The sequence below is a fragment of the Dactylosporangium vinaceum genome (genome assembly GCF_019904175.1).
GTDB lineage: Bacteria > Actinomycetota > Actinomycetes > Mycobacteriales > Micromonosporaceae > Dactylosporangium > Dactylosporangium vinaceum.
Genome location: NZ_CP061913.1, coordinates 7724628 through 7736849, shown reverse-complemented (window position 1 = coordinate 7736849; position 12222 = coordinate 7724628). Strand labels below are relative to the sequence as shown.

Here is a 12222-nt window from a genome sequence, read left to right as displayed (position 1 = left end):
GTAGGCGCAGTGTGGTCGGCGTCACCGCCGAAAGGCAAACAATCGACGGTGACAACTATGGAAATGCAGGCACGACGCGTGAAACTTACGGCAGGGTCAGGCGCGCGGTGGTCCCGTTGCCGGCCGAGCTCAGCGTGATCCGCCCGCCGTGGGCGGCGACCGCCTCCTGGGCGATGTGCAGGCCCAGGCCGACGCCGGGGACGGCCTGGCGGCGGGCGTGGCGGCCGCGGAAGAAGCGCTGGAAGACGTAGGGCAGCTCGTCGGCCGGGATGCCGACGCCGGTGTCGCTGACCTCGATCGCCGGGACCGGGGCGTAGACGACCCGCAGGGTGACCTTGCCGCCGGCCGGGGTGAACAGGATCGCGTTGCGCACCAGCTGCTGCACGGCCTGGGTGATCCGGGCGATGTCGACCGAGACCACCGACGCCTCGGTCGGGCGCTCCACCGCGACCTCGACCCCGCGCGGCTCGGCCAGCGCGGCGTTGGCCTGCACCGCGGCGTTGAGGACCAGGTGCAGCTCGGCCGGGCTGCGGTGCAGCAGCAGCGGCGCGTCGACCGGGCGGGTGCCGGTGAGCAGGTGGTCGACCATGCCCACGAGGCGCTGGCCGTTGCGGTAGATGGGCTCGACCAGGCGGTCGTACCCGGCCAGGCCCTCGTCCTCGGCCAGGAGCTCGAGGTAGCCCTGAATGGCGGTGACGGGTGTGCGCAGTTCGTGCGAGATGGTGGCGACCAGGTCCTCCTCCCGCTGGGTCGCGCGGGCCAGCTCGTCGCCGAGCTCGGCCAGCATGAGCCGGCTGCGCATGAGCGACAGGTGCCCGCCCGCCTGCCGGGCGAGGGTTTCGAGGGCCTCCTGCTGGCGGGGGCCGAGATCGCCGGGGCGGTCGTCCTTGACGCAGAACGTGCCGAGCACGAACCCGTCGTCGTCGATCAGCGGCGCACCGGCGTAGAAGCGGATGTGCGGCTCGCCGGTGACGTTGGGGTAGTCGCGGAAGTGCGCGTCGGCCCGGGCGTCGGACACGACGAGCGTCGTGCGGGTCGGGATCGTCTCGGCGCAGAACGACATGGACCGGGGGGTCTCGTCGGACGTGAGGCCGGTCCGGCCGGCGAACCACTGCCGCTCCCGGTCGACGAGGGTGACTGTCGACATGGTGGTGTCGAAGACCGACGAGCCGAGCTGCGTGAGCTCGTCCAGGGGCTTCGGGCGCGGCGTGTCGAGCACGCCGTAGCTGTACAGGGCCGAGAGCCGGGCTTCCTCGTCGACGTCGCGCATCGCACCGTTCCTCTCAATGACGCTAGTCCGATCATCGTGTGCAGGCGCAGTTGCGCGGCCCGATCACAGGGTGTTGCAACAGAGTTGCTGTGAGTATTTCGTCACGCGATCGTCAAATTCGGTTGTCCGAGTGAGTGCTCGCTCATTACAGTTGCCCCGTGAACGCTGAGACCCGGCGGCGGCGGGTGCCCGCGCTCGCCCCCGACGAGCGGCGCGCGGCACTCATCGCCGCCACGCTGCCGCTGCTGATGACCCACGGCGCGACAGTCACCACCCGGCAGATCGCCGAGGCCGCCGGGGTCGCCGAGGGCACCATCTTCGGCGTCTTCCCCGACAAGGCGTCGCTGCTCGCCGCGACCCTGCGGCACGCGTTCGACCCGGCGCCGATGCTGCTGGCCCTGTCGGCCATCGACCCCGCCGCGGACCTGCGGCAGCGGCTGCGCGACGCGGCCGCGATCATGATCCGGCGGATCGAGGCCTCGATCCCGCTGATGATGCTCGTGCGCACCATGCAGTTTCCGCCCGACGAGTCGCCCATGGCCGCCCTCATGGAGGGCCGCCGGCAGCTCACCGCCGCCGTCGCGCGGCTGATCGAGCCCGACCGGCACCTGCTGCGACGCAGCCCGGAAACAGCCGCCGGACTGCTGTTCGCCCTGATCGGGATCTCGACGCGGGGCATGCTGCCCGACGAGGACCTGACACCCGACGACATCGTGGCCGTCCTGCTCGACGGCCTCCTGACCCCACCCGACCCTGGAGAAGCCTGAGACGATGCTGATCCGACTGCTGCGAACGTACCTTCGGCCCTACCGCGGGCCGATCACCCTGGTGGTGCTGCTGCAGCTGGTGCAGACGCTCGCCACGCTCTACCTGCCGACCCTCAACGCCGACATCATCGACAACGGCGTCGTCACCGGCGACACCGGCTACATCGTGGAGTACGGCGGCTGGATGCTGGCCGTCTCCCTGCTGCAGATCGTCTGCTCGGCCGCCGCGGTCTTCTACGGCGCCCGCACCGCCATGGCGCTCGGCCGTGACGTGCGGGCCGGGCTGTTCGCGAAGGTCCAGGAGCTCTCCGCCCGCGAGGTCGGCGAGCTCGGCGCCCCGTCCCTGATCACCCGCACCACGAACGACATCCAGCAGGTCCAGATGCTGGTCCTGATGACGTTCACGCTGATGGTCTCGGCGCCGATCATGTGCGTCGGGGGCATCATCCTGGCCCTCAACCAGGACGTGCCGCTGTCCGGGCTGCTGCTCGTCGTCGTGCCGGTCCTGATCGGGATCATCTCGCTGATCGTCGTGCGCATGCGGCCCCTGTTCCGGCTCATGCAGGTCCGCATCGACCTGGTCAACCGCGTCATCCGCGAGCAGATCACCGGCATCCGGGTCATCCGCGCGTTCGTCCGCGACGAGCACGAGCGGGTCCGGTTCGAGAAGACCAACGGGGAGCTGCGCGACGTGTCCCTCGCCGTCGGCCGGCTGATGTCGCTGATGTTCCCGACCGTCATGCTCGTCGTCAACGCCTCCAGCATCCTCGTGCTCTGGTTCGGCGCGAAGCGCATCGACACCGGCGGCATGGAGATCGGCGCGCTCACCGCGTTCCTCAGCTACCTCATGCAGATCCTCATGTCGGTGATGATGGCGACGTTCATGTTCGTCATGATCCCGCGGGCCGAGGTCTGCGCCGAGCGCATCCAGGAGGTGCTGGGCGCCGAGTCGAGCGTCAAGGCCCCCGCCGACCCGGTCACCAGCCTGGGCGAACACGGGGAGCTGGAGCTGCGCGGCGTGTCGTTCCACTACCCGGGCGCCGAGTCCGCGGTCCTGTCCGGCGTCGACCTCGTCGCCCACCCGGGCCAGACCACGGCGATCATCGGCAGCACCGGTGCGGGCAAGACGACACTGCTCAACCTGGTGCCCCGGCTCTTCGACGCGACCGGCGGCACCGTCCTGGTCGACGGCGTCGACGTCCGGCGCATCGAGCCGGCACTGCTGGCCCGCACGGTCAGCATGGTTCCCCAGAAGCCTTACCTCTTCTCCGGTACCGTCGCCAGCAACCTGCGCTACGGGCGGCCCGACGCCACCGACGACGAGCTGTGGCAGGCCCTCGAGGTGGCGCAGGCGGCCGACTTCGTCCGGGCCATGCCCGAGGCCCTCGGCGCGCCGATCGCGCAGGGCGGCACGAACGTCTCCGGCGGGCAGCGGCAGCGGCTGGCGATCGCCCGGACGCTCGTCGCCCGGCCCGAGGTGTACCTGTTCGACGACTCCTTCTCCGCCCTGGACTACGCCACCGACGCCGCCCTGCGCGAGGCCCTGCGCCGCGAGATCGCCGACGCGACGGTCGTCATCGTGGCCCAGCGGGTCAGCACCATCCGCGACGCCGACCGCATCGTCGTGCTCGACGAGGGCCGCGTCGTGGGCACCGGCACCCACGAGGAACTGATGACCGACAACGAGACCTACCGCGAGATCGTCCTGTCCCAGCTGACGGAGCAGGAGGCCGCAGCCTAATGTCTGAGTCAAGAGGCGAGAGCAAAGTTTGCTTGGTAGGGCTGCCGGGTGCGCAGGATGGCGTGCAGGACGTTGATGCGTCGGCGGGCCAGGGCGATGAGGGCTTGGTGGTGCCGCTTTCCTTCGGCTCGTTTGCGGTCGTAGAAGGCGCGGCTGGCCGGGTCTCGTTGCAGGGCGCAGAACGCCGATTGGTAGAAGATGCGTTTGAGGGTTTTGTCGCCGGCGTTGGCGCGGCGCAGGTAGTGCATCTTGCCGGATTGTTGCAGCACGGGGGCGAGTCCGGCTGCGGAGGCGAGCTGGTTGCCGCTGGCGAATCGGCTGATGCCGCCTGCCACGGCGAGGAACTCGGCGGTCAGGGTGGCCCCCATCCCGGGCAGGGACTGGACGAGGGCCGCGTCAGGGTGGCGGGTGAGCGCCTCGGCGAGCCGGGCGTCGATCGCGGCGAGTTTGTCGCGGCCGGCGAGCACCTCGCGGGCGAGGTCACGCACGATGTTGGCAGCGACTGCCTCGCCGGGCACCGTGAGGTGCTGCCCGGTTGCGGCGGTCAGGGCTTTGTCGGCCAAGGCCGTGATGACGGCGGTGTTGTGCCGGCCGGTGGTGCGCAGGTAGGTGATGATCCGGTTGCGGCCGGCGCGGCGGATTTCGGCCGGGGTGACATAGCGGGCCAGCAGTGCGGCATCGGCTTTGTTGGTCGGGTCGAGCACGCGTTCGAGGCCGGGATGGATCGAGGCGAGCAGGTCCCGCAGCCGTGCGATGCGGCGGGTCTGATCGACCACGAGCTCCCGGCGGCGTCCGGCCAGCAGCCGCAGTTCGGCATCGGCGTCGGTGTCGGTGGTGACCGGGCGCAGTTCCTCGCGGCGCAGCCGGATCTGATCGGCGATCACCTTGGCATCGCGCGGATCCGACTTGTGCTCGCCACCGCGGGTGGCCCGCCGGGCCCGGTTGACTGCCAGCCCGGATACGTGGACCAGGTCCAAGCCGGCGTCGCTGAGCATGACCTGCAACAGCCCGGCGATCCCGCCGAGTACGTCGATCGCGACCGTCGCCGGGCCGTGATCGCCCTCGGCCGCGTGGATCTGGTCGATCAACTCATGGATCGCCGCCGGTTCGTTGGCTACCTTGCAGCTGGCCAGCAGTTTCCCGGTCTCGGTGTGCACGATGGCGGCCCAGTGCAGTTCCTTGGCCACATCGACTCCGACCGCGACAGCCATCTGACTCCCTTCTCCCATGGCCTGTCACCGCGCGCTCTTGCCGCCGTCAACGCCCTACACAGCGATGGATCGCAGAGCCCAATCAGCAGTCAGCAAGAGCAGACGAGGCAGGCGGCCATGCGTCCTGAACCATCGACGGCAGCCAGCATGAAAGCCATACCTGCCTCGCCCGCGTCAACCCAGATCAATATCAAACCTGGGCTCGCTATGAAAGGTAGGGCGGCATGAGCGCTGGAGCGAAGCGGAAGCGGTCGTGCTGCGTGGTACTTCGGCTTCAGGTGATTAGGGGGACAGCATGAGCGCGCCGGGTCGTCCTGGGGGTGGTGTCCGTCCCGGTGGTCCGCCGATGGGTGGGCCCGGCCGGATGATGATGGGCGCCGGTGGGCCGCCCGCGAAGATCGAGGACTTCAAGGGGTCGGCGAAGCGCCTGCTCAAGATGCTCGCGCCCGACCGGCTCATCGTCGTGGCGGTGCTCGTGTTCGGCGTGGCCAGCGTCGTGCTGTCCACGCTCGGTCCGCGCCTGCTCGGCCACGCCACCGACGTCATCTTCGAGGGCATCATCAGCAAGCGCATCCCGCCCGGGGTGTCCAAGGAACAGGCCATCGAGCAGCTGCGCGCCCAGGGCAAGGACAGCTTCGCCGACCTGCTCTCCGGCATGGGCAGCATCGTCCCCGGCCGCGGCATCGACTTCGACCGGCTCCAGCAGGTGCTGCTCGGCGTCGCCGTCGTGTACCTGTTCGCCTGGATCCTGGGCCTGCTGCAGGCCCGGCTCACCACCGTCATCGTCCAGCGCACCGTGTACCGGCTGCGCGAGCAGGTGCAGCGCAAGCTCTCCCGGCTGCCGCTGAGCTACTTCGACCAGCAGCCCCGCGGTGAGGTCCTCAGCCGGGCCACCAATGACACCGACAACATCGCGATGACCCTGCAGCAGTCGATGAGCATGCTGCTCACGTCCGTGCTGACGATCATCGCGGTCCTCGGCATGATGTTCTGGATCTCCCCGCTGCTCGCCGTCATCGCCCTGGTGACGGTCCCGCTGTCGGTGTTCATCACGGCGCGCATCGGCAAGCGCTCGCAGCCCGAGTTCGTGAAGCAGTGGGCGAGCACCGGCCGGCTCAACGGCCACATCGAGGAGATGTTCACCGGCCACTCGGTCGTGAAGATCTTCGGCCGGCAGCACGAGGCCGCGACGACGTTCGCGGAGCACAACGACGCCCTCTACACGTCCGCGTTCCGGGCCCAGTTCATCTCCGGCCTGATCCAGCCGGCGATGATGTTCATCGGCAACGTGAACTATGTGCTCGTCGCGGTCGTCGGCGGCCTGCGGGTCGCCTCGGGCACGATGACGTTGGGCGACGTGCAGGCGTTCATCCAGTACAGCCGCCAGTTCTCACAGCCTTTGACGCAGGTTGCCGCGATGTCCAATCTGATCCAGTCCGGGATCGCCTCGGCCGAACGCGTCTTCGCCCTGCTCGACGCGCCCGAGCAGAGCCTCGACCCGGCCGCGCCGGCCCGCCCCGAGCAGGTCCGCGGCAAGGTCACGTTCGAGCGCGTCTCGTTCCGGTACAAGCCCGACGAGCCCCTGATCGAGGACCTCTCGCTCACGGTCGAACCGGGCCAGACGGTGGCCATCGTCGGCCCGACAGGCGCCGGCAAGACCACACTTGTCAACCTGATCATGCGGTTCTACGACCTCACCGGCGGGCGGATCCTGCTTGACGACGTGGACATCGCCACCATGTCCCGCGACGAGCTGCGCGAGCAGATCGGCATGGTCCTGCAGGACACGTGGCTGTTCCAGGGCACCATCGCGGAGAACCTGGCCTACGGCGCCGACCACCCGACCCCGCAGAGCATCACGGCCGCCGCGGAGGCCGCGTACGCCGACCGGTTCGTGCGCACCCTGCCCGACGGCTACGGGACGGTCATCGACGAGGAGGGCGCCGGCGTCTCGGCGGGGGAGAAGCAGCTCATCACCATCGCGAGGGCGTTCCTGGCCGAGCCGACGATCCTCATCCTCGACGAGGCCACCAGCTCCGTCGACACCCGCACCGAGGTCCTCATCCAGCGCGCGATGACCACGCTGCGCGCGGGCCGCACGAGCTTCGTCATCGCCCACCGCCTCTCCACCATCCGCGACGCCGACCTGATCCTGGTCATGGAGCACGGCACCATCGTCGAACAGGGCACCCACGACTCGCTCCTGTCCGCCGACGGCGCCTACGCCCGCCTGTACTCGGCCCAGTTCGCCGCGGCCGCGGTCGAAGTGGACTGATCGCTGCCCGCACAGCCGGCCCGGGACTCCACTGTGGAGCCCGGGCCGGTCCGTCTCCGGCACCGGCCGCGACGCCGCCCGGTCCGCCGCGCGGCGCGGCACGGTGCGCACTAGCCTGGTCCGCATGCTGGCGGTGGTGACGGGGGCCGGGCGCGGGTTCGGGGCGGCGCTCGTCGAGTGCCTGGCCGCGGGCGGCTGGGACGTCGTGGCCTGCGTGCGCACGGAGCCCGCCGCCGCCCCGCCGCACGATCGGGTGCGGACGGTGGTGCAGGACGTGCGGGAGCCGGTCGGGGCGCAGCTGCTGGCCGCCGTCGGCGAGCGCCCCCTGGACGTGCTGGTCAACAACGCCGGCATCGGAGCGCCCGGCCGTCCCCTGGCCGGCGTCGACCCGCAGACGATCCTGGGTGCGGTGGACGTCAACGTGGCCGGGCCGCTGCGCCTGGCCCAGGCTCTGCTGCCCCGGCTGCTGGCCGCGCCCGCCCCGCTGATCGTCAACGTCACGTCCCGGCTCGGCTCCCTGTCGGCGCAGGCGGCGGGCGAGTTCGCCGGGCGGGGCACGAGCTACGCGTACCGGATCGCCAAGGCGGCCCAGAACATGCTTACGATCGCCCTGGCCCAGGAGCTTTCGGGACGCGTGCGCTGCTGGGCGGTACACCCGGGAAGCCTCACCACCGCCATGGGAGCCGCCGGCGCCACCACCTCCCCGCACGACGCGGCGACCCGCCTCGTCCGACTCCTGCGCAGCCCGGACCCGGCCTCACCCCGCTACCTCTCCCTCGACGGTGGCGACCTGCCCTGGTGACGGCCGCGCCGGCCTACCCGGGCTGCTTGCGGAACCGCCACTCCAGGCGGTACCGGTCGCGCAGGCCGAGCTCCTCGGTCTGCCACGTGAACGTGGCCCGGCCGGGGGCGGACGTCCGCTGCGTGATCGGCGAGCGCGGGATCTCGTCGTGCCACATCGAGCTGCGAACGCCCCAGACGGAGGGGTGCAGGGCGGTCGGGAACTCCGCCTCCAGCGTGAGCCGGCGGGTCTGCAGCTGGATGCTGCGCTGGAACCAGTGGCCCCACAGCTCGTCGGAGACGTTCCAGGAGTACGAGATCTCGGCGCGCCGGTTGGGGTACAGCGGAAACCGGTTCTCGGCGTTCTCGAAGAGCAGCCAGACCTCCTTCAGCACAGGAGTGTCGAGGAACATCTTGGAGCGCATCGGCTCGCCGTCGCAGGAGGCGTGGAGGTCGACGTCGTCGAAGTTCAGCGGATGCTCGCCGTGATGGCGGTTCGACCGGGCCGAGTCGTCCGGGTATCGGTCGACCCGGATGCTGATCGGGAACCGCGTCACGGGCTCGTTCAGGCCGTTGAACAACTGCCGCCGGATGGTGCAGTGGTACGTGCGGCCGACGTAGCTCACGCGGGCGATCTCGTGCTCCACGATCAGGCCGACCGGCGTCTCGTGGGCGGCCGGGTGCCCGTCGATCGGTGAGGTGTCGGCCGCGGTGTGCCACAGCTTCTGGATGCGGCGGACCTCATCGTCCACCGACGGCCTGTGCACCGACCAGCCGGCCAGGACCCGCACGACGCACTCGAGTTTGATCCAGCGGGACAGTCCCTGCCCGTGCAGCATGTTGCTGACCGTCTCGTGGCTCACCACATCCGGCAGGTCGGCCCGGCCGCGTATCTCGGCGCTGAGCCGCTTGAGCCCCGGATAGCCGGCGTCGCGGTACAGGCGGTGCAGTTCGATGACCAGGTTGCGCTGCGGGCCATCCGGAAGGGCGTTGCGGTCCGGCACGTCGAGCGGCACCACCCCAGTTGACCACGCGGATTCAAAAAGGGTCAATATTCGGCAACGTCGTTCACCCTTCGGTCGGGCCGTCCCGGGCCGTGGAAGCGTTGATGCATGAAGGTCACAATGCGTGCGGCTGTGCGACGCCGGGTGCTGCACCCGCTCACAGCCCTGCTGCTCGAGCTGGGCGTCGTCCGGCTCGTCGCCGCGCCGCTGGCCGGCCTGTCGCTGCTGGCGACGCTGTTCGGCGCGACCCGGCAGACTCCGCTGGCCACGACGATCGGGCTGGCCGTGGCTCTGGTCTTCGTGCTCGCCGCGGCGGCACTGCTGACGGGCCTGCTGTGGCAGGAACGCCGGCGTGGCCGCGGGTCCGACTCGGTGATCCGGCGGCTGACGCAGACCCTGCGCGATCAGCAGACGCCCTCGGCGTACACCTGGGAGCGCTGGATCGAGGAGGCGACCGTCGACCGTGGCGGCGACATGACGCTGCGGCAGTGGCGGACGCTGCGGTCGGTCACCGATCCGGTCCGGGTCGTGTGGGCAGCGTTCGAGCAGACCCCGCACGGCAACCTGACGGCGGCGCAGAAGCGTGGCATCACGGTGACGGCCAACTCGTTCACCACGGACCCGGACGGCGGGCGCACCATCGGCCCGTCGTTCGATCTGACCCGGGTGTGGTTCGACGAGGCGGATGCGCTGGTGGTGTACCTGTGCTTCGCCGACCCGGTGCCGCCCGGTGAAACGCTCGGCATCGTGTTCACCTGGTTCTGGCCGGGCTGCTACCGCCATCTGCTGGCCGGCGGCCGCGACGACGTGTTCTTTCTGCGCCGGCGCGGCTCGGTCGGCGAGCTCGACGTGACGTACACGTTCCTGCCCGCCACCGGCGTGGCCGACCGCCTCCTCGTGCGCCCGCTGCCCGGCTCGCCGCTGCCGTCGCGCAGCGGCACCGACGAGGCGACATTCACCGTCACGTACCGCGGCCCGCTGCCGGAGCGCGTCGGCTTCACCCTCGAAGCCCCCGACCTGCCGCACGGCCGCGACGGCGCCGCGGTCCGGTCACGGATGCGGGCGGGCCGGGCTCCGGCCGACCGAGTGCCCGGCGGTCAGCGGACGAGGCCGCGGGCTCGGTAGGCGAACACCTCGTCCGGCGTGATGCGGCTGCGGCCGTCCGGCGTGGAGCGGCCCGGCTGAGCCGGCATCGGCGCCGGTCGGCCGGCCTCGTGGCGGCCGGCGGACCGGGCGGGCGGCGGTTCGCGGAGGGTGCCGGCGCCGGGCGGTTGTGGACGTCGATATCCTCGGGGTTCACGGTCGAGACGGCGGGGGCGGCGGGCGACGATGGCGGGCGAGACGGGTAGCGGGTCGGGCGGGGTCACGATCATCGAGTCGGCGCCGCGGGCGAGGTTCGGGCGGCGGCGGGTGGTCGTCGCGGCGGTGGTCGTGGTCGTGCTCGGGGTGGTCGCGGGGGTTGTCGCCTGGAGCGTGCGGGGGTCGGGCTCGTCGAAGCCGGCGGCGGCCCCGGGGCCGCGGGCATCGCAGCTGTACGCGGCCGACGGCACGACGCTCATCGCCCGCTTCGACGACGCCGACCCGCGGGAGAGCTGCCTGCGCACGGCCGTCAACGACTGGGGCTTCTTCTGCGACTACGTCGTCTCCTGGTGGAAGACCCAGGCGGCGTTCGGCGGCGACGAGGGGGAGCGGCTCGACCGGCTGCGCCACGGCGGGTACCGCATCGTCGGGTCGCTCGACGTGCAGCAGCAGGCGGCCGCCAAGCAGCGCGTCGACCAGGTCCGGCCGGTCGGTGCGCCGCAGGTGTTCACGCTCGCCGCCGTCGAGCCGGGGACCGGGCTGATCCGGACCATGGCGGTGAACCGGAACTTCCGCCGCCCGGCCGCCGCGTCGCCGAGCCAGGCCGCGGACGGGTCCGGCCGGCCGCTGCCGGCCGCTGCCGGCCCCGACGCCGTCGACGCCCTCGTGGCCGGCGACGCGAACGCGCCGGGCGACGCCGCCGGGCCGGCGTTCATGATGTTCACGCTGGCCGCGGCGCTCGAGAGCGGTGTGCGGCTCGATCACGCGATCGACACGAAGAAGGTGTACCAGTCCAGGTTCGTCATCGACCCGCAGAGCCCGGCGGCCTGCAGCGGCCAGCACTTCTGGTGCCCGGCCAACACCGGTGAGACCGCCTTCCTGTCGGGGCGCCGCACGATGTGGGACGCGTTCGGCCACGGGGTCGTCACCTACTTCGTGCCGCTGGAGGAGCAGGTCGGCGTGGACAAGGCGGTCGCCATGGCGAAACGGCTCGGGATCGTGCTCCACGGCCAGGTCGACCAGGCGCTGAGCCAGCAGCCGGCGATGTGGGGCGCGTTCACGCTCGGCGTGTCGGCGACATCGGCGCTGGACCTGGCCAACGCGTACGCCACCCTGGCCGCCGACGGCATCCACTGCGCCCCGCTGCCTGTCGCCCAGCTCGTCGACGGCGCCGGCCGGCCGGTCCCCGACGCCGGCCCGGCGTGCGCGTCGGTCCTGTCCGCGGACGTGGCCCGGGCCGCCGTCGATGCCGGTCGCTGCCCGGTCGGGGACCGCTCGGCCGTGGGCGACGGCTGCGGTGCCGCCCCGCCCCTGTCCCGCTCGGTGCGCGCCGACGTCGGCCGCCCGGTCTTCGGCCAGGCCGGCCTGACGACCACCCGCCGCGCCTTCTCGGCCGTCGTCGGGGGACCGCAGCTGGTCACCGCGGGCCTGCTGGCGAGCGTGCCCGGCGCGGACGACAGCGCGGCCCCGCTCGACGGCGGTGCGCCCGGCACCGCCCTCGCCGCGGTCACCGCGGCCGAGCACGACGGCCTGGCCCCGCTCCCACAGCGCGACTTCACCGCCCCGCCGCGGGAGCTCACCGCCGGGAGCTGACCTCGCCCCGGACCCGACGACGGGCTCGCCGGCGACCCGCAACCCGGACCGCGCCGGGCCCAGCCGCCCAGCCGCCCAGCCGCCCGACCGCCCGGCTGTTGCCCATGCCCCGGCCCGCGTGGGTGCGGCCGGCGGACATACGGCTGGCGGCACTGCGGCTGGCGGACTGCGGCCGGCAGGGCTGCGGGCGGCGGGACCATGGCGGGGCAGGGCTGCGGGCGGCGGGACCATGGCGGGGCAGGGCTGCGGCCGGCGGGACCGTGGCCGGCAGGGCGGCGGCCG

General features: G+C 71.7%; 9 protein-coding genes. 6 read left to right on the top strand and 3 right to left on the bottom strand.

Features of this window, described 5'->3' with window-relative positions; genetic code table 11:
- Positions 1–85: 85 nt before the first annotated feature.
- Positions 86–1270 carry a GAF domain-containing sensor histidine kinase gene (locus Dvina_RS34655; protein WP_223093487.1) on the bottom strand — a complete coding sequence of 395 codons (1185 nt, stop codon included), beginning with the start codon at positions 1268–1270 and terminating at the stop codon, positions 86–88.
- 158 nt (positions 1271–1428) lie between these two features.
- Between Dvina_RS34655 and Dvina_RS34650 the strand changes: the two genes are divergently transcribed.
- Together Dvina_RS34650 and Dvina_RS34645 are read left to right on the top strand one after the other, a co-directional pair.
- On the top strand, positions 1429–2037 hold the full coding sequence (locus Dvina_RS34650; protein ID WP_223093486.1) for a TetR/AcrR family transcriptional regulator: 609 nt from the start codon (positions 1429–1431) through the stop codon (positions 2035–2037).
- 4 nt (positions 2038–2041) lie between these two features.
- The gene (locus Dvina_RS34645) at positions 2042–3778 is read left to right on the top strand and encodes an ABC transporter ATP-binding protein (RefSeq protein WP_223093485.1); all 1737 of its coding nucleotides are present in this window, start codon (positions 2042–2044) and stop codon (positions 3776–3778) included.
- Positions 3779–3786: 8 nt separating this feature from the next.
- Here Dvina_RS34645 and Dvina_RS34640 read toward each other — a convergent pair whose 3' ends face one another.
- The gene (locus Dvina_RS34640; protein WP_223093484.1) at positions 3787–4989 is read right to left on the bottom strand and encodes an IS110 family RNA-guided transposase; all 1203 of its coding nucleotides are present in this window, start codon (positions 4987–4989) and stop codon (positions 3787–3789) included.
- 295 nt (positions 4990–5284) lie between these two features.
- Between Dvina_RS34640 and Dvina_RS34635 the strand changes: the two genes are divergently transcribed.
- On the top strand, positions 5285–7264 hold the full coding sequence (locus Dvina_RS34635; protein ID WP_223093483.1) for an ABC transporter ATP-binding protein: 1980 nt from the start codon (positions 5285–5287) through the stop codon (positions 7262–7264).
- 124 nt (positions 7265–7388) lie between these two features.
- Positions 7389–8066 (top strand): SDR family NAD(P)-dependent oxidoreductase, encoded by a 678-nt coding sequence (locus Dvina_RS34630; RefSeq protein WP_223093482.1) that lies wholly within the window; start codon positions 7389–7391, stop codon positions 8064–8066.
- Positions 8067–8079: 13 nt separating this feature from the next.
- On the opposite strand, the gene Dvina_RS34625 is transcribed toward Dvina_RS34630, so the two are convergent.
- Positions 8080–9060: a hypothetical protein gene (locus Dvina_RS34625; protein ID WP_223093481.1), complete on the bottom strand. Its 981-nt coding sequence runs from the start codon at positions 9058–9060 to the stop codon at positions 8080–8082.
- A 108-nt stretch (positions 9061–9168) separates the two neighbouring features.
- On the opposite strand from Dvina_RS34625, the gene Dvina_RS34620 reads away from it, so the two are divergent.
- A complete protein-coding gene (locus Dvina_RS34620) occupies positions 9169–10173 on the top strand; it encodes a hypothetical protein (RefSeq protein ID WP_223093480.1) in 1005 nt (334 codons plus the stop codon).
- Between the two features lie 204 nt (positions 10174–10377).
- The gene (locus Dvina_RS34615; protein WP_223093479.1) at positions 10378–11940 is read left to right on the top strand and encodes a serine hydrolase family protein; all 1563 of its coding nucleotides are present in this window, start codon (positions 10378–10380) and stop codon (positions 11938–11940) included.
- The last annotated feature ends 282 nt before the right edge of the window (positions 11941–12222 follow it).